General features: G+C 74.3%; 15 protein-coding genes. 8 read left to right on the top strand and 7 right to left on the bottom strand.

Going from position 1 to position 16,860, the window contains the following annotated elements:
* The first annotated feature begins 7 nt into the window (after positions 1-7).
* The 3 genes from AB0442_RS22075 to AB0442_RS22085 are packed head-to-tail and all read left to right on the top strand — an operon-like array spanning position 8 to position 5,626.
* Positions 8-2,287 carry an NHLP family bacteriocin export ABC transporter peptidase/permease/ATPase subunit gene (locus AB0442_RS22075; RefSeq protein ID WP_366164697.1) on the top strand — a complete coding sequence of 760 codons (2,280 nt, stop codon included), beginning with the start codon at positions 8-10 and terminating at the stop codon, positions 2,285-2,287.
* Positions 2,284-5,277, top strand: coding sequence for an NHLP bacteriocin export ABC transporter permease/ATPase subunit (locus tag AB0442_RS22080; protein ID WP_366164699.1), 2,994 nt, complete (start codon positions 2,284-2,286; stop codon positions 5,275-5,277). Before AB0442_RS22075 ends, AB0442_RS22080 begins: the two co-directional genes overlap by 4 nt.
* 16 nt (positions 5,278-5,293) lie before the next feature.
* Positions 5,294-5,626 carry a YciI family protein gene (locus AB0442_RS22085; protein WP_366164701.1) on the top strand — a complete coding sequence of 111 codons (333 nt, stop codon included), beginning with the start codon at positions 5,294-5,296 and terminating at the stop codon, positions 5,624-5,626.
* Between the two features lie 166 nt (positions 5,627-5,792).
* On the opposite strand, the gene AB0442_RS22090 is transcribed toward AB0442_RS22085, so the two are convergent.
* The 7 genes from AB0442_RS22090 to AB0442_RS22120 form a co-directional block, all read right to left on the bottom strand.
* Positions 5,793-6,572, bottom strand: coding sequence for an alpha/beta hydrolase (locus AB0442_RS22090; protein WP_366164703.1), 780 nt, complete (start codon positions 6,570-6,572; stop codon positions 5,793-5,795).
* A complete protein-coding gene (locus AB0442_RS22095) occupies positions 6,569-7,531 on the bottom strand; it encodes a Rieske 2Fe-2S domain-containing protein (protein ID WP_366164705.1) in 963 nt (320 codons plus the stop codon). The genes AB0442_RS22090 and AB0442_RS22095 overlap by 4 nt, the downstream gene beginning before the upstream one ends.
* A gap of 2 nt (positions 7,532-7,533) precedes the next feature.
* The gene (locus tag AB0442_RS22100) at positions 7,534-8,781 is read right to left on the bottom strand and encodes an FAD-dependent oxidoreductase (protein WP_366164707.1); all 1,248 of its coding nucleotides are present in this window, start codon (positions 8,779-8,781) and stop codon (positions 7,534-7,536) included.
* Entirely contained in the window at positions 8,778-9,983 is a 1,206-nt protein-coding gene (locus AB0442_RS22105) for a cytochrome P450 (protein WP_366164708.1), read from the bottom strand. Before AB0442_RS22105 ends, AB0442_RS22100 begins: the two co-directional genes overlap by 4 nt.
* Before the next feature lie 76 nt (positions 9,984-10,059).
* On the bottom strand, positions 10,060-10,953 hold the full coding sequence (locus tag AB0442_RS22110; protein WP_366164710.1) for an ABC transporter permease: 894 nt from the start codon (positions 10,951-10,953) through the stop codon (positions 10,060-10,062).
* The gene (locus AB0442_RS22115) at positions 10,950-11,852 is read right to left on the bottom strand and encodes an ABC transporter ATP-binding protein (RefSeq protein WP_366164712.1); all 903 of its coding nucleotides are present in this window, start codon (positions 11,850-11,852) and stop codon (positions 10,950-10,952) included. The genes AB0442_RS22110 and AB0442_RS22115 overlap by 4 nt, the downstream gene beginning before the upstream one ends.
* Positions 11,853-11,979: 127 nt before the next feature.
* Positions 11,980-12,348 carry a hypothetical protein gene (locus tag AB0442_RS22120; RefSeq protein WP_234443622.1) on the bottom strand — a complete coding sequence of 123 codons (369 nt, stop codon included), beginning with the start codon at positions 12,346-12,348 and terminating at the stop codon, positions 11,980-11,982.
* Positions 12,349-12,668: 320 nt separating this feature from the next.
* Here AB0442_RS22120 and AB0442_RS22125 point away from each other — a divergent pair, with 320 nt between their 5' ends.
* The 5 genes from AB0442_RS22125 (at position 12,669) to AB0442_RS22145 (ending at position 16,712) form a co-directional block, all read left to right on the top strand.
* Complete coding sequence (locus tag AB0442_RS22125) at positions 12,669-14,078, top strand: cytochrome P450 (RefSeq protein ID WP_366164714.1); 1,410 nt, start codon at positions 12,669-12,671, stop codon at positions 14,076-14,078.
* On the top strand, positions 14,075-14,950 hold the full coding sequence (locus AB0442_RS22130; protein WP_366164715.1) for a methyltransferase domain-containing protein: 876 nt from the start codon (positions 14,075-14,077) through the stop codon (positions 14,948-14,950). The genes AB0442_RS22125 and AB0442_RS22130 overlap by 4 nt, the downstream gene beginning before the upstream one ends.
* Before the next feature lie 43 nt (positions 14,951-14,993).
* The gene (locus tag AB0442_RS22135; RefSeq protein ID WP_030271341.1) at positions 14,994-15,179 is read left to right on the top strand and encodes a hypothetical protein; all 186 of its coding nucleotides are present in this window, start codon (positions 14,994-14,996) and stop codon (positions 15,177-15,179) included.
* A 121-nt stretch (positions 15,180-15,300) separates the two neighbouring features.
* Positions 15,301-16,023, top strand: coding sequence for a hypothetical protein (locus tag AB0442_RS22140; RefSeq protein WP_366164717.1), 723 nt, complete (start codon positions 15,301-15,303; stop codon positions 16,021-16,023).
* A gap of 125 nt (positions 16,024-16,148) precedes the next feature.
* Entirely contained in the window at positions 16,149-16,712 is a 564-nt protein-coding gene (locus tag AB0442_RS22145) for a flavoprotein (RefSeq protein ID WP_366164719.1), read from the top strand.
* The last annotated feature ends 148 nt before the right edge of the window (positions 16,713-16,860 follow it).

A 16,860-nucleotide genomic window follows, 5' to 3' on the forward strand; every position in this document is an offset into this window, starting at 1 on the left:
GCGCGCGATGACGACCACCGTCCCGGGGGCCGCCCCCGCACCGCCCGAGGAGCGCCGCCGCCGGCGCAGGCCCGGGCGGCGTCCGCCCCGCGCCGACCGGCAGCGCACCCCGCGCCGCTGGCGGCACGCCGTGCCCACGGTGCTGCAGATGGAGTCCGTGGAGTGCGGCGCCGCCAGCCTGGCGATGATCCTCGCGTACCACGGGCGGCACGTCCCGCTGGAGGACCTGCGCGGCGTCTGCGGCGTCTCCCGGGACGGCGCCCGGGCCTCCACGCTGCTCTCCGCCGCCCGCACCTACGGGCTCACCGCCCGCGGCTACCAGACCGAGGCCGACCGGCTGAAGGACCTCACCGGCCCGGTCATCATCTTCTGGGCCTTCCAGCACTTCATGGTCGTCGAGGGGGTGCGCACCCGCTACGGGCGCACCGTCGTCGCCGTCAACGACCCGGCCAGCGGACCGCGGCTGATGGAGTGGGAGGAGTTCGACTCCGGGTTCACCGGGATCGTGCTGTCCTTCGAGAAGGGCCCCGACTTCGTCCCCGGCGGCAGCCGCGGCGGCGTCGGCCGCGCCCTGCTGGAGCGGCGGCTGCCCTCCGGACGCGCCATGCCGCTGGTGCTGCTGGCCAGCCTGCTGCTGGTGGTGCCCGGCATCGCGGTGCCCGCGTACACCCGGGTCTTCATCGACCGGGTCCTGGCCGGCAGCGGCAGCGGCTACCTCCTGCCGCTGCTGGCCGCCATGACCACCACCGCGCTCGCCATCTTCGTGCTCACCTCCGTCCAGCGGCACTACCTGCTGCGGCTGGAGATCCGGATGGGCATGGTCAGCTCGGCCCGGTTCTTCCGCCACCTGCTGCGGCTGCCGGTGGACTTCTTCCTGCAGCGGCGGCCGGCCGAGGTCGCCAAGCGGGTGGCCGGCAACGACGTGGTCGCCGAGATCCTCTCCCGCGACGTCGCGCTGACCGTCATCAACCTCGGCCTGGTGCTGTTCTACGCCGCGGTGCTCGTCCGCTACGACGTCCTGCTGGGCGTGGTCGGCGTCGGCATGGCGCTGCTCAACGTGGTGGTGCTGCAGGCCGTGGCCCGCTCGCGCACCGACGCGGTCGCCGCGCTGCGCACCGACCGCGGCAACCTGACCGCCACCACCTTCACCACGCTCTCGCTGATCGAGACGGTCAAGGCCACCGGCGCCGAGCCGGACGCCTTCAGCCGCTGGGCGGGCTTCCTCGCCAAGGTGGACACCGCCAAGCAGAAGCTGGGCATCCCCAGCGCCGTGCTGACGGTGGTGCCGCCGATGCTGGCGGCCCTCAACAGCGGCCTGATCCTGCTGGTCGGCGGCCAGCGCGTGGTGGACGGCGCGATGAGCGTCGGCCTGCTGGTCTCCTTCCAGACCCTGCTCGCCGCGCTCAGCCGCCCGGTCGCCCAACTCACCAACCTGGGCGGCCGGCTGCAGGACGTCACCGCCGACATCAAGCGGCTCTACGACGTCGAGCGGTACCCGGTGGCGGCCTGCTTCGCCGCCCCCGAGCCGCCGCCCGGCGCCAAGCTGGAGGGCGAACTCGTCTTCGAGCACGTCACCTTCGGCTACAGCCCGCTCTCCGAGCCGGTGATCAAGGACCTGAACCTGACCGTCGTCCCCGGCCGCCGGATCGCGGTGGTCGGCGGCTCCGGCAGCGGCAAGTCCACCCTGGGACGGCTGCTCACCGGCCTCTACACCCCGTGGGAGGGCCGCGTCCTGCTGGACGGCCGCCCCCGCGAGGAGATCTCCCGGACCGTGCTCGCCGCCTCGCTCGCCTACGTCGACCAGGACATCTCGCTCTTCGAGGGCACCGTCCGCGACAACCTGACGCTGTGGAACGACGACGTCCCCGACGACGCCGTCACCGCCGCACTGCACGACGCCGCCGTCTTCGACACCGTGATGACCAGGCCCGGCGGCGTGCACAGCCCCGTCCTGGAGGGCGGCCGCAACTTCAGCGGCGGCCAGCGCCAGCGGCTGGAGCTCGCCCGCGCCCTCGCCGGCCGGCCGACCCTGCTGGTGCTGGACGAGGCCACCAGCGCGCTCGACCCGGAGACCGAGCGCGTGATCATGGACAACCTGCGGCGGCGCGGCTGCGCCTGCCTGACCATCGCGCACCGGCTCTCCACGGTCCGCGACGCCGACGAGATCATCGTGCTGGACCAGGGGGAGATCGTCGAACGCGGCACCCACGACGAGCTGTTGGCGCTCGGCGGGCACTACACCGCGCTCATCGAGTCCGCCCGGCGCGAGGAGGAGGACGAGCTGTGACCACCGCCCCGGCCCCCGCGGAACCGACCACGGCACCACGGGCCTTCGCCGACTTCTTCACCGCCGCGGCCGAACCGGTCGACCCGCGGGCCGACCGCGTCCTGGTGCTCGACGACCCGCGCCGGATGCTGCTCGTGCAGACCGGCGCCGTCGACCTGTTCGCCGTCAGGCTCACCGACCGCGGACCCGTCGGCCGCTGGCACTTCCTGTGCCGGGTCGAGGCCGGCACCCTGCTGCCCGGAGCACCCGAGGGCTCCGCCCACGGCATCGCCGCCCGGCCGGTGCTCGGCGCCGAGGTCGCCTTCCTGCCCACCGCCCGGGTCGAGGGGCTGTCCGCCCGCGGCCGGGAGTGCGGCACCGTGGCCGGCGCCGCCGTCCGGGCCCTGCCCGAGGCCGAACAGCAGCGTGCCGTCGACCAGTTCCTCGCCGGACTGGCCGGCGGCATCACCGCCCTGGCCGGCGCGCTGCGCGACACCCTGCCGCCGCGCGACTTCACCCCGCTCGCCACCGACGGCCCGACCGCCCTCAAGAAGGGCCAGGCACTGCGCTCGGTGGACGGCGTCCAGTGGGTGTGCGTCGAGGAGGGCGGCGTCGACCTGCCCGGCGACACGGCCGGCGACGACACCGCCGCGCTCGGCCCCGGCGCCTGGGTCTGCCTCACCGAACGGGACTGGCTGGTCGCCCCCGGCCCGGCCACCGTCCGCGCCCGCTCGTCGCGCGAACTGCTCGACCGGGGCGTGCTGTGGGAGCGGCTGGTGGTGCACTGCGGCCGGCTGCTCGCCGCCGTCGACCGCCGGATCGAGGCCCGGCGCACCGCCGAGACCGAACTGATCGCCGCCCGCCGGGAGCGCGACGCCGGCACCCTCGCGCACTCCGCCCGCGGCTTCGAGACGGTCGTCCGCGACACCTCCTCGCGGCTGCGGATCGCCGACGCCGCCGGCGACCCGCCGACCCTCGCCGCCACCCGGCTGGTCGCCGCCCAGCAGGGCTTCACCGTGCGCCCGCCGGTCGCCGGCAACGGCCACGACCGCAACCTCGACGACCTGCAGGCCATCGCCCTTGCCTCCGGGGTGCGCACCCGCTCCGTCCGGCTGGACGGCCGCTGGTGGCAGCAGGACCTCGGCCCGATGGTCGGCTACCGCAAGACCGGCCGGGCGGTCGCCCTGCTGCCGGTCGGCGGCCGGTACGTGCTCGCCGACCAGGGCACCGTCACCCCGCTCACCCCCGCGCTCGCCGCCGAACTGCAGAACAAGGCCACCGTGCTGTACCGGCCGCTGCCGGCGAGCGTGCGCAGCGTCGGCGGACTGCTCCGCTTCGGGCTCCGCAACAACCGCCGCGACCTGTGGATGTTCTCGCTGATGGCCGCCCTGGTCGCCGTCGTCGGCCTGCTCGTCCCGGTGATGACCGGCGAGGTGCTCGGCACCTTCGTCGCGCACGCCCAGCGCAACCTCATCACCGAGGGCGCCGTCGTGGTGATCGGCTCCGCGATGGCCGTCGCCGCGCTCTCCGTCGTCCAGAACATCGCCGTGCTGCGGATCGAGAGCCGCTCCACCGCCGCCATGCAGGTCGGCGTCTGGACGCGACTGCTGTCCCTGCCCGCCTCGTTCTTCTCCTCGTACTCCACCGGCGAACTCGGCACCACCGTCCTCGGCGTGAGCGCCGCCCAGGAGACCCTCTCCGGGATGATGACCACGGCCACCCTCGGCCTGTTCACCGGCCTCGCCAACCTCGTCCTGGTCTACTTCTACGACCTGCGGCTGGCCGGCCTCGCGACCGCCCTCGTCCTGGTCGGCGTCGGTTTCGGCCTGGTCGCCGGCCGGGTGGAGGTCCGCTGGCAGCGCAAGCTGTACGCGCACGAGCAGGCGATGTCCTCGCGGGTCTTCCAACTGCTCACCGCGGTGCCCAAACTGCGGGTCACCGCCGCCGAGGACCGGGTGTTCGGCGTCTGGGCCGGCGAGTTCGGCCGCGGCCGCGGCCTGGCCGCCTACTCGCGCCGGGTGCAGAACGCCGTCACCACCTTCAACGCAGGCTTCCCGCTGGTCTGTTCGGTGGTCGTCTTCGGCGTCATCGCCGGCCCCCTGGACGGCAGCGTGCCGGTGCCGGTCTTCCTCTCCTTCTTCACCGCCTTCAACCTGCTGATCGCCTCCAGCCTCCAGTTCACCTCCGCCGCCGTCACCGCCATGGGCGTCGTGCCGATGCTGGAACGGCTCCGGCCGATCCTGGAGGCCAGGCCCGAGGTCGACGACTCCAAGGCCGACCCCGGCGACCTGTCCGGCCGGATCGGGCTCAGCCACGTCACCTTCCGCTACGGCCAGGACGGCCCAGCCGCCCTCCAGGACGTCACCCTCGGCATCGAACCCGGCGAGTTCGTCGCCCTCGTCGGCCCGTCCGGCAGCGGCAAGTCGACCGTGCTGCGGCTCCTCCTCGGCTTCGAGAAGCCGGAGAGCGGCACCGTCCTCTACGACGGACAGGACCTCGGCGAACTCGAGGTCTCCGCCGTCCGCCGCCAGTGCGGCGTCGTCCTGCAGCACGGCGCACTGCTCGCCGGCGACATCAAGGCCAACATCGTCGGCTCCACCAACCACACCCTCGACGACGCCTGGGCCGCCGCCGAGATGGCCGGCATCGACAAGGACATCGCGGCCATGCCCATGGGCATGAACACCGTGCTCTCCGAAGGCACCAGCACCCTCAGCGGCGGCCAGCGGCAACGCCTCATGATCGCCCGCGCGCTGGTCTCGCGCCCCCGCATCGTCTTCTTCGACGAAGCCACCAGCGCCCTCGACAACCCCACCCAGCGCCTCGTCACCGAATCCACCCGCCGGCTCAACGCCACCCGCGTGGTCATCGCCCACCGGCTCTCCACCGTGGCCGAGGCCGACCGCATCATCGTCATGGACCAGGGCCGGGTCGTCCAGCAGGGCCGCTACGAAGAACTGCTCGCCGACCGGGACGGACTGTTCGCCCGCCTCGCCAGCCGCCAGATGTGAACCGGGAAGGACGGAGATGGAGTACGCACTGCTGGTCTTCGGCCAGGAGACCGACTGGGACGCCATGACGCCCGCCGAACGCGAGGAGCGGTTCACCGCCAACCGCGCCTTCGGCCGGGAACTCGCCGAAGCCGGCGTCCGGATCGTCTACGGTGCCAAACTCGCCCGCCCCACCGCCGCCGAGGGCGAGGAACGCGCAGCCGCCGGCGTCCTGGAACTCGGCGGCCTGTGGATCGTCGACGTCGCCTCCGAGGAGGATGCGCTGCACTGGGCCGCGAAGCTGCCCGTCAGCCCAGGAGCCCGCGTCGAAACCCGCCGCTGCGACCGGCCTCCGCGGCCTGCGGAATAGCGAGAAGCGAAAACAGGGGCGCGTGGGGGCACCTCCCGGCCGAAGGCCGGGGGGGAACTGCGCAGTCCGGGTGCGGCTCACCGTACGAACCAGGGCTCAGCCCGAATTCGTCACGATGCCCGATCCCGGACTGCGCAGTTCCCCGCGCCCCTACGTGGTTCTGTCCTCAGGCGAGGTGCTCGGCGAGGGTGGGGGCGAGGGTCTCGGGGCGTTCGAGGAGGGGGAGGTGGCCGGTTTCGGGGAGGGTGAGGAGGCGGGCGTCCGTGAGGGTGTCCCGGAGGAGCTCGCCGTTGCGGACGAACGCCGGCATGTCCTCGTCGCCGACGACGACCAGGGTGCGGGCGGTGATCCGCCGCAGGTCGTCCGGGGTGTGCCGGTGCGCGGTGAGGGCGTCCATGGCCCGGTTGCCGAGTTCGGCCCAGCCGTGGCGGGCGACGACGGCCCGCAGGGACGCCCGGAGGGCGGGGTGCCGCAGGGTGCCGGTGAAGATGTCGGGCGGGGACTGCATCCACAGGTCGGCGAGTTGTTCGCCGGGGCCGGTGAGCCGGTGCAACATCATCAGCTGGCGGTACCGCAGCCGGGCGGAGTCCTCGTTGGGGGTGCCGGCGAGGGTGGGTGCGGCGAGCACCAGCCTCTCGACCAGGTCCGGTTCCTGGAGGGCGAGTTGCAGGGCCGAGGTGGAGCCGAAGGAGAGTGCCACGACGCGTCGGGCGCCGGTCTCCCGGGCGATGTCGGCGAGCTGTGCGGCGAGTTCGGGCAGGGTGAGGCCGGGGGTGAGCGGTGCGGAGCGGCCGTGTCCGGGCAGGTCGACGCCGATGTGGGTGTGGCCGGGCAGCAGCTGCCAGAGCGGCTGCCAGACGGTGGAGTCCATGGTGTAGCCGTGCAGCCAGAGCACGGCGGGTCCGCTGCCCTCGGCGTGCAGGTGGAGGCCGTACGGGCCGGTCATCGGGCACCGCCCGGGGCCGTGCGGGCGGCGAAGTCGGCACAGAAGGCGCGGAAGGCGAGGACCGGTTCGTCGCGGGCGTCGTACCGGGGCACGGCGTGCGGGTCGAGGTTCTCCCAGACGACCTTGTCCTCTTCGAGGGCCTTGCGGCTGCCGCCGACGAGGGCGGGCAGGGCGGCCTGCTGGTCCGTGCGGACGCCGATGGCGACGCGGGCGGTGCAGCCGCCGCCGGGGGCGGGGACGGAGCCGGTGACGATGACGTGGAGTTCTTCCGGCGGGCCGAATTCGGTGACGACGACGGAGGGGCTGAAGGCGCGGGCGAGGAAGCGGGGCCGGTAGTCCCAGCGGACGGTGCGGGTGCGGATCGCCTCCCAGCGGATCTCTTCGAGCCGGCGGGCGTCCTGCCAGGGCGAGGTCTGCATGAGGAACTCGCCCTCGATGACGAGTTCGCCGCTGTCGCCGGTGCGGGCGGCCATGCCGCGGGTGCCGGGCACGCCGTGCACGGCCTTGAAGTGGTCGGGGTCGAAGGCGTTCTCGACGACGTACGCGGGGTGGACGTCGACCTGCAGGCCGACGGCCTCGACGAGCGGGTGGGTGTCGGCCCAGCCCTTGACGGCCTGTTCGAAGCCGCGGTCGCCGTCGGGATCGTCGGAGAGCCGGACGAAGAGGGCGTCGCCCCAGGCGAGGACGGTGTGCTCGGCGACCGACCAGTGCTTGTCGGGGTCGCCGAGGGCGATCCGCTTGCCGTGGAAGGGGCAGACCACGCAGTCGCCCTCGCGCCGGCCGCCGAAGCCCAGGTGGGCGCCGCGGTGCGGGCAGGTGGCGTCCAGGACGCGGACGCGGTCGCCCTCCTTGACGGCGATGAGGCGGTGGCCGCCGACGGCGAGCGGGGTGATGTCGTCGGTGAGTTCGGAGCGGAAGGCCAGCAGGTACCAGCCGTGGTGCGCGGTCGTCTGTTCCATGGTCATCGTTTCGCCAGTGCCTCGATCAGTTCCTCGGCGGCCCGTTCGCCGCTCGCCAGGGCGCCCTGGACCCAGGGCAGCCGGTGGCCGGTGACGGTGGCCTCGCCGGCGAAGAAGATCGCCCCGGCGAGGGGTTCGGCCCACTGCCGGGCGGCGTCGCCGGCGGTGGCCGAGGGAGCGGTGAACGCGCCGCCGGCGTAGGGGTCGCGGCCCCAGTCGGCCGTCTCGGTGTCCAGCACCGCGGCGCCGGCCGTCCAGGGCAGGGCGGTGGCGAGCAGGGCGGTGAGTGCGGCGGGGTCGGCGGCGGCGGTGCGCAGCCGGGCGGCGGCGGCGGCCTTGGCGACGAACAGCACCTCGGGGCGGCCCTCGGCGCAGCGGAGGAAGCCGCCGGTGCCGTCGGTGTCGAGGACGATCGCGGTGGCGGGCGCAGGCCGGTCCAGCACGGCGACCAGGCAGTAGCCGTCGCCGAGCGGCAGCCGGGCGGCGGCCGCGGTCCTGGCGGCGAGTTCCCCGGCGGGCAGGCCGGTGAGACGGAGTCCGCCGGCGGTGAGGACGGCCGGGGGCACGGTGACGACGGCGGCCGCGGCGGCGGTGGTGCGGCCGGCGGCGGTGCGGGCGGTCACCCGGCCGTCGGCGCAGTGGAGTTCGTGCACGGGGTCGCCGAGCCGGACGTCCAGGCCTTCGGCGAGCAGCCGGGGCAGCCGGTCGAAGCCGCCGCGGACGGCGTACTCGCCGTCGCCGACGTGCTCGCCGCGGTGGGCGGCGGCGATGCCGCGGGTGCCGATGAGGGCGGGGTCGGCGGCCCAGTTCTGCCGGAACCACTCCTCGGCGGCGCGGCGTTCGGCGCCGGTGCTGCCGCGGGCGGTGAGCCAGCCGTCGACGGACAGGCCGGCCGGGCCGGGGTCGGTGTGCAGGGCGGCTTCGAGCAGCCAGGGGGCGCGGCGGCCGCGGCCGAGGACGTCCATCGGGCGGTCGGTGCCGTCCTCGACGATCCGGGCGGTGATCCGGCGCGGGACGGCGGCGGTGTTGCCGGTGCCGACGAGGGTGTGCACGGGGTTGCGGTCGCCGTGCACCACCTGGGCGCCGAGCTCCAGCGGCGGGCCGCCGTCGGCGGGCCGGTGGGTGCGGATGCGGCCGCCGACCCGGTCGCGGGCCTCGTGGACGGTGACGGTGAGCCCGGCCCGGTGCAGTCGGCGGGCGGCGGCCAGGCCGGCGGCGCCGGCGCCGACCACGACGACGTCGGTGCTCATCGGGCCTCCCCGGCGGGGCAGAGGTCGACCGGGTAGGCGCGCAGCCGGCGCGGCACCAGGGTGAGGTCCCAAGCGGCGGGGCCGTCGGGGCCGCGCAGCGCGGGGAAGCGGCGGACCAGCCGGGGCAGCAGCAGTGCGCCGGCCTGGCGGACCAGCTGGGCGGCGAGGCAGAAGTGCGGGCCGCCGCCGAAGGCGAGGTGCGGGTTGGGGTGGCGGTCGAGCCGCAGGGTGTCGGGGTCCTCGAAGACGTCCGGGTCGCGGTTGGCGGCGGCGATGACGGCGAGCACCCGGGCGCCGGCGGGCAGGGTGCCGCCGGTCAGCGGCACGGGTGCGGTGGCGACCCGGGCGGTGAACGGGATCGGCGCCTCCAGCCGGAGCAGCTCGTCCACGGCGAGGCGGGCGAGGTCGTCGTCGGCGGCGGCGAGGCGGCGGACGGCCGCCCGGTCGGGCAGCAGCGAGTGCAGCGCGTTGCCGACGAACTCGGCGAGCGGCTGCCAGCCGCCGACCACCGCGAGGTTGAGGATGCCGAGCATCTCGGGCCGGGTGAGCCGGGTGTCCGCGGCGAGAGCGGCGAGCGGCACGTCGGCGCCCTGGGCGGTCAGCCGGACGGTGTGGGCGTCGAGGTAGCGGCCGAGGGCGGTGGCGGCGGTGCGGCCGAGGGCGGCACGCGCGGGCGGGGCCATCGGGTCGAGGTTGGCGGAGGCGGCCCGGGCGAGCGTCTCGAAGCGGGTGAGTTCGCCGTCGGGCAGGCCGAAGAGCCGGGCGAAGACGGCGGTGGCGAGCGGGCGGCCGATGTCGGCGACGGCGTCCGGCCGGCCGGGGGTCGTCGCGAGCCGGTCGAGCAGGGCGTCGGTGTCGGCGGCGATGACGTCGGCGACGGAGCGGACGGCGGCCGGGCCGAGCAGCAGCGCGCCGGGGGCCCGCAGCCGGTGGTGGTCGGGCGGGTCGGTGGTGAGCATCGACGGCGGGAGGGCGTCCTCGCGGGCGCGTTCCCGCTGTCCGCGGGCGGCGGACAGCCGGGGGTCGCGGAGCACGGTCGCGCAGTCGGCGTGCCCGGTGACCAGCCAGAAGCCGGAGGCGGTGTCGTGGTGCACCGGGTCGTTGGCCCGCAGCCACCGGTAGGCCGGGTACGGGTCGGGCCGCCCGGCGGGGGCGAACGGGTGGATCAGGTGCTCGGGCAGCCGCACCGGCGCCGTGGTCATCGGGGCGACTCCTGACTGTCGGTGGGCGTGCTCGGTGGTGCGCGGCCGGGTCCCGCGGGACCCGGCCGGCGTGCCGTCAGCGGACCCGGGGGCCGCGCCAGCGGAAGGTCATGGCGGTGAGGACGAGGCCGCCCAGCGTCCACAGCGCGAGGACGAGGGCGATGTGCCCGAGTTCCCAGTTCCCGGCGGGTTCGACGGTCTGGAAGGAGTCCGGCAGGAACACCGAACGGAAGCCCTGCGCCATCCACTTGACGGGGAAGAACGCGGCGGTGGTCTGCATCCAGTGCGGCAGCTGGCCGAACGGGAAGAACACGCCGGAGATGAACTGCAGCACCATGAAGACCGGGGTGACCACGGCGGCCGCGGAGCGGCTGTTGGGGATGGCCGCGGAGTAGGCGGCGCCGGCCATCGCGCAGGCGACCGTGCCCAGGGCGAGGTCCCAGCCGAGGGTGGCCCAGCGCTCGGCGGTGCTCGGCAGCGGCAGCCCGAACAGGGTGAGCGCGATGCCGAGCAGCAGCGCCGTCTCCAGCACGGTGGTGACCACGACCCGGACGAGCTTGCCGACGAAGTACGCGGACTTGGGCATCGGGGTCATGGCGAGCCGGCGGACGGTGCCGGTGTCCCGCTCGATGGCGACGTTGATGGCGAGGCCCGAGAAGGAGGTGCTCATCACGCCGGCGGCGATGATGCCGGCCATGAACACCTGCTTGAGGTCGGTGTCGGTGCCGGCCACCTTGCCGGAGAAGATCGAGCCGAAGACGACCAGCAGGATCACCGGGAACATCAGGGTGAAGACCAGGGACTGCTTGTTGCGGAAGAACGCCCGCAGTTCGACCCGGGAGCGGGCCGTGCCGGCCCGCCAGACGCCCGGCATCGGCGCGGTGCGGCGCGGCTCGCGGGCCGCGCCGTCGGCCGGGGCGGCCTGGTCGGTCCGGGCCGGGGAGTTCGGGGAGGCCTCTGCGAGAGTCATCGGGTGCCCTCCTCGGCGCCGTCGACGGGGTCGGTACCGCGGTCGGTGCCGCCGATGTTCTGCCGGATGAGGTCCAGGTAGACGTCCTCCAGGGTGGGGCGGTGCACCCGTAGTTCGGGCAGTTCGGCGACGCCCGCCTCGCGGGCCCACGGCACCAGCACCGACAGCAGTGCGGTGGGGGTGTGGGTGCGGATCCGCAGCAGGCCGTCGGCGGTGGCCGGTTCGGCCTCGGCGCCGTGCGGCAGGTGCGGCAGCAGGTGGTGCGCGAGCTCCGGCGGTGTCCGGAAGGAGACCGTGGTCGGAGTCTTCGCGCGGTCGCCGAAGTCGGCGAGCGGCCCGTACTGGACCACCCGTCCGGCGACGATCACCGCGGCGCGCTGGGCGAGCGCCTCGGCCTCGTCGAGGTAGTGCGTGGTGAGCACGGTGGTGCGGCCGCGCTCGGAGAACCAGCGGACCAGGTCCCATGCCTCCCGGCGGGCCACCGGGTCCAACCCGGTGGTGGGTTCGTCCAGGAAGATCAGGTCGGGGTCGCCGACGATGCCGACGGCGACGTCGAGCCGGCGGGCCTGGCCTCCGGAGAGGTCGGTGCTCTGCTTCTTCTCGTGCTTGCCCAGTCCGACCATGTCGATGACCTGGCCGACCGGGAGCGGCGCCGGGTAGAACGCCGCGAAGTGCTCCACGACCTCGCGCACCGTCAGGTCGTTGTACGCGCCGGTGGTCTGGGGGACGACCCCGATCCTGGCGCGCCACTCGCGCCGGTCCTCGGCCGGGTCGTGGCCGAGGACCCGCACGTCACCGCCGGTTCGCTGCCGGACACCCTCCAGGATCTCGACGGTCGTCGTCTTGCCCGCGCCGTTCGGCCCGAGCAGGGCGAAGACCTCGCCTGCGTGAATGTCCAAATCCAGACCCTGTACCGCGTGCCAGTCGCCGTAACTCTTGCGAAGGCCGCGGACGGAGACGGGGTTCTCCCCGACGGCGGTAGCCACTTGGATCGCTCCTAGGTGGTGATCAGGTTGATCGGTGGGATCAGGTGCAGCAGCAGCACGGGCAGCAGCAGGAGTTGCCGCCGGCCGCGATGTCCGACAGGTCGCCCTCGCTGAGCTCGGCGGTGTCGATCTGCGGGGTCTCCGGGATGTGGAACTCGTAACGACCGGTCGCGAGGCCGATCTCGAAGAGCTCGACCTGGACCTCCAGGTTGCCCTCCTGCTCGCCCTCGGCGGCGGTGTTGACGATCACGATCTCGGCGTCGGCCGGGAGCTCCAGGCCGGCCTCGGCGAGCGCGGCACGGGCGTCCGTCCGAAGACGGGCCGCGTACTCCTCGCTCGACCAGGCGCTGATCAGGGCGCGGGTGTAGCCGTTGACGAACTCGGCCCGCTTCCGCTGGTCCAAAGCCATAGGACTTTTCCTTTTCTCGGTTCCGGACTTCACCGGCGGCGCCTTGCTGCGCTGCCGACAAATGAACGATGACATGCCGGGAAATGGCCTGCCAAGACGTCAGTTCCGGTGCCGAGAGTAAGTATTGAGCACGTCGGGGGCGTGCGGTAGATTTCGGGCGGCGAGATGACAGGAATGCGTATGGGAATACGCATCGGAATACGCATCCGAATACGTACGACGGCAGGATGCGTACGCGTTCGGCGAATTCCTTCTGCGTATCGCGCCGGGCCTACGCATCCGCGTACGCCGCCGCAGCCGACCCGAAGGGACACACGGACGTGGTCCGAACCGCGCCTACGCACCCGGGCCCGCGCACCCCGGGCTCCGACCGCTCCGGGCTGCCGCTGCCGCCCGGTCCGCCGGAGGAGATCGACATGGCGGTGATGCGCGAGGCACCGCTCGCCTTCATCACCGACCTGGCCCGCACCCACGGCGACATCACCCGCCACCGGGCCGGCGGGGACACCGTCTACCTGCTGAACCGGCCCGAGTACGCCCGGCACGTCCTCAAGGACAACGGCGCCAACTACACCAAGCAGGACACCCCGGACGACGCCATGCTGCGTCCGCTGCTCGGCAACGGCCTGCTCACCAGCAACGGCGCCGACTGGGCCCGCCAGCGCCGGCTCACCGCGCCCGCCTTCCGCCCCAGCTCGGTGCGGAGCTTCGACGGCATCGTCACCGAGGCCACCGCGGCGTTGCTGGAGCGCTGGCGCCCGTCCGTCGAGGCGGGCAGCCCGATCGCCGTGGACGACCACCTCACCGCGCTGACCCTCGGCATCCTCACGCACGCGATCCTCGGCGCCGACATCGACGGGATCGGCGAGGGCTTCGGCCGCGCCGTCGACGCCGTCAACCGGTGCATCGGCCACTACGTGCCCGACCCGGACCCGGACCCGGCCGACACCGCGCAGCGGTACGCCGCCTTCAGCCGGGCGCGGGTCTTCCTCAACACGGTGACCCGCACCCTGATCGCCTCCCGGCGGGCGGCCGGCTGCCCGGTCTCCGGCGGCGGCGCCGTCGGGGGCACCGACGGCGGGGCGGGGAACCTGCTCGACACCATGATGTCCGGCGACCACCTGGTCTCCGACGAGGACCTCCGCGACCAGGTGCTGACCATCGTCATGGCCGGCCACGAGACCACCGCCAAGTCGCTCAGCTGGACGCTCTACCTCCTCGACCGCCACCCGGAGGAGGCGGCCAAGGTCCGCGAGGAGATCGACCGGGTGCTCGGCGGCCGCCCGCCGACCGCCGCCGACCTGCCCGACCTGCCGGCCTGCCGGCGGGCCGTCCAGGAGGCGATGCGGCTCTACCCGCCGGTGTGGCTGATCTCGCGGCGTGCGATCGGCCCCGACGTGATCGGCGGCTACCGGGTGGAGCCCGGCACGCTCGTCTGCGTCAGCCAGTGGGTGCTGCACCGGCACCCCGACCACTGGGACGCGCCCGAGGAGTTCCGCCCGGACCGCTTCGACGGCGCGTCCTTCCCCAGCCACCTCTACCTGCCGTTCGGCGGCGGCGACCGGATCTGCGTCGGCCAGCACTTCGCGCTGCTGGAGGCCGTCCTGGTGCTGGCCACCCTGCTGCAGTCCATCCGCCTGGAGGTCGTCGACGGCCTCGCGGTCGAGCCGGAGGCCCTGGTGACGCTCCGCCCGAAGAACGGCATGACGATGATCGCGAGGCCCCGATGACCGCCCCCACCGCTCCTTCCGACGCACCCGCCCCGGACCGCCCGGTCGGCGGCTCCTACGACCCGGCCCGCACCACCGGCGGCGGCCTGGCCGCCGAACTCGACCGGCTGGAGGCGCAGGCCGCGCTCTCCTTCGCCGAGGAGCTGCACCTGCTGCGCGAGCTCGGCATCGCCGTCCCCGGCGGCACCGTGCTCGAACTCGGCGCCGGCCCCGGCGCGGTCACCCGTCGGCTGCGGGCCGCCCTGCCCGCCGACACCGCCCTGGTCGCCGCCGACATCGACGGCGAGCTGCTGGCCCGGGCGGCCGGCCCCGGCGTCACCCTGCTCGTCGCGGACGGCGCCGACCTGCCGCTGGAGGACGGCAGCGTGGACTTCGTGCTGCTCCGGTACGTCCTCCAGCACGTGCCCGACCCGGCGGCGGTGCTCGCCGAGGTCCGGCGGGTGCTCCGGCCCGGCGGGCGGGTCGCCTGCACCGAGGTCGACTCCGCCTGCTGGGGCGCCGCCGACCCGTCCTACCCCGAACTCGCGGGCGTGCACGCCAAGATGGCCGCCGCCCAGCGGACGGCGGGCGGCGACCGCGCGATCGGCCGGCGGCTGCCCCGGCTGCTGCGCGCCGCCGGTTTCGAGGACGTCGTGCTGCGGCCCTTCGCCACCACCAACGACGACCACCCCACGGACGCCTTCGCCCCGCAGCTCGGCCCGCAGCGGCTGGAGCCGCTGGTGGCCCGGGGCGTCCTCTCGCTGGCCGAACTCGCCCTCGCGGCGGACCGCTGGAACCGCTTCCGGTCGGACCCCGACGCCTGGGTGATGCTGCTCGGCCTCACCGCCGCCGCGACCGCACCCGCGGGCCGCGGACCGCGGGCCGCCCGCTGAGGGCCCCGCACCACCACCCGCACCGCTCGACGAAAGGCATCGGATGAACCCCAACCTGAAGATCTTCATCACGATCTTCTGCTACATCAGCGCCGTGGCCGGTCTGGTCACCGCGGTCATGGACGCCAGCCACAAGCCCGCGCAGACCACCGACGCCGTCATCGCCGGCGTGCTCGGTGTGGCCTTCCTGCTCGGCGGCATCGCCCTGACCCGCAAGCCGCGCTACTGACCGGGTCAGGTGGCCGGGGCAGCGCTGCCCCGGCCACCGCCCGGCCGTTCGCCCCCGCACCTGGGCGCGGACATGACCGCGCGTCAGATCGGGAACCGGTTCCATCCCGGTGGTGTCAGTGGTGGACGGTACGTTCCTGCTGCGGCCCCGGGCCGCAGCGGAACTCCGCCGCCCCGGGCACCGGCAGCAGGTGCGGGCGGCCACCCCGATCAGGAGAGTCATGAAGGCCATGTTCCGGAAGGCGCGCATCGCCACTTCCGCCCTCGCCGCAGCCGCCGTCGTCGGCCTGCTGGCCGCCCCGGCCGCGCAGGCCGCACCGGCCGGCGTCGCCAACCCCGACTTCGAGGCCGGAGCCAGCGGGTGGAACACGTTCTCGTTGCCGTTCGGCACCGGGATCATCACCGACGACCCGGCGCTGCCCGCACACTCGGGCACCTGGAAGGCCGAGCTCGGCGGCCACGGCCGGCCCGGCATGGACCGGATCACCCAGCAGGTGACGATCCCGGCCCTGCGGGTGCCGGTGCTGACCTTCTGGGTGCACATCGGCACCCCGACCCCGGCCACCTTCGGCTACCACGAGCTCACCGTCGAGGCCACCGCGCCGGACGGCACCCCGTACACCCTGGCGAGCCGGACGAACAAGGACAGCGGCAGCGGCTACCAGCAGGTCACCGTGACCCTGCCGAACGCCTTCTACTCCTCCACCGAGCAGAAGGCCGTGATCTCCTTCTTCTCCGTGGACGACGCCGCCAACAAGGTGCCGTTCCTGATCGACGACGTCTCGATGGCCTACCGGCTGAAGATGTCCAGGCCGTTCTTCCCGCCGGTGCTGCTGAAGCCCTGATGCGACGTCCGTTCCGGTCCGCCGCCACGGGCCGGGACGGCGGGCGGCCGGCCGGCCGGCCGGCCGGCGGGGCAGGATGTCCCGGTACCCGCCACACACCGCCGACCGCACCGGGGAGTCCAGGTTTGACCGAGCAGTCGACCGAGCGGCGCCGGCCGTTCCTCTACGTCATCGTCTGCGCCGCGGGCATCGCGGCGGACGTGGGCACCCTGATCGGCGCCGCCCAGGACGAGGGCTGGGGCGTCGGCGTCATCGCCACCCCGACCGCACTCGGCTTCATCGACCGGGAGGCCGTCGAGGCGCGGACCGGCCACGCCGTCCGCTCGGCCTGGCGCACCCCGGGCAGCCCGCAGCCGCTGCCCTGGGCCGACGCGATCGCGGTCGCCCCCGCCACCTTCAACACCGTCAACAAGTGGGCCGCCGGCATCTCCGACACCCTGGCCCTGGGCATCCTCTGCGAGGCCCACGGCCTCGGCACGCCGACCGCCGTCCAGCCGTACGTCAACGCGGCGCAGGCCGCCCACCCCGCCTACGGGGCGAGCCTGGAGCGGCTGCGGTCGATGGGCGTGCTGTTCGGCGACGCCGTCCCGCACCGGGCCCGCACCGACGAGGGCCGCGCCGCCTACCGCTGGACGGCCGTCCTCGACCTGCTCCGCCCCGTCCTCACCGGCACGGGCGGCAACGACTGAAACCGCCCCGGAACGCCGAAGTCCGGCACCGGGGAGCCGGTGCCGGGCGTGGGCCGGGCGGTGGGGCGCCCCGGGGGCGGACCCCGTACCGACCGGTTTAAATTCCCCAGCGCAGCCCAATGAGCGAGCGGCCGGCCCACCCGCCCCC

Origin of the sequence: Kitasatospora sp. NPDC085895 (assembly GCF_040702125.1) — a bacterium.
GTDB classification, from domain to species: Bacteria; Actinomycetota; Actinomycetes; order Streptomycetales; family Streptomycetaceae; genus Kitasatospora; species Kitasatospora arboriphila.

Excerpts from the sequence above, each read along its gene's own strand:
- AB0442_RS22075 (WP_366164697.1), top strand. The coding sequence starts at position 8 with ATGACGACCACCGTCCCGGGGGCCGCCCCCGCACCGCCCGAGGAGCGC.
- AB0442_RS22100 (WP_366164707.1), bottom strand. The coding sequence starts at position 8,781 with ATGAGCACCGACGTCGTCGTGGTCGGCGCCGGCGCCGCCGGCCTGGCC.
- AB0442_RS22105 (WP_366164708.1), bottom strand. The coding sequence starts at position 9,983 with ATGACCACGGCGCCGGTGCGGCTGCCCGAGCACCTGATCCACCCGTTC.
- AB0442_RS22110 (WP_366164710.1), bottom strand. The coding sequence starts at position 10,953 with ATGACTCTCGCAGAGGCCTCCCCGAACTCCCCGGCCCGGACCGACCAG.
- AB0442_RS22090 (WP_366164703.1), bottom strand. The coding sequence starts at position 6,572 with ATGACCGGCCCGTACGGCCTCCACCTGCACGCCGAGGGCAGCGGACCC.
- AB0442_RS22135 (WP_030271341.1), top strand. The coding sequence starts at position 14,994 with ATGAACCCCAACCTGAAGATCTTCATCACGATCTTCTGCTACATCAGC.
- AB0442_RS22120 (WP_234443622.1), bottom strand. The coding sequence starts at position 12,348 with ATGGCTTTGGACCAGCGGAAGCGGGCCGAGTTCGTCAACGGCTACACC.
- AB0442_RS22095 (WP_366164705.1), bottom strand. The coding sequence starts at position 7,531 with ATGGAACAGACGACCGCGCACCACGGCTGGTACCTGCTGGCCTTCCGC.
- AB0442_RS22085 (WP_366164701.1), top strand. The coding sequence starts at position 5,294 with ATGGAGTACGCACTGCTGGTCTTCGGCCAGGAGACCGACTGGGACGCC.
- AB0442_RS22130 (WP_366164715.1), top strand. The coding sequence starts at position 14,075 with ATGACCGCCCCCACCGCTCCTTCCGACGCACCCGCCCCGGACCGCCCG.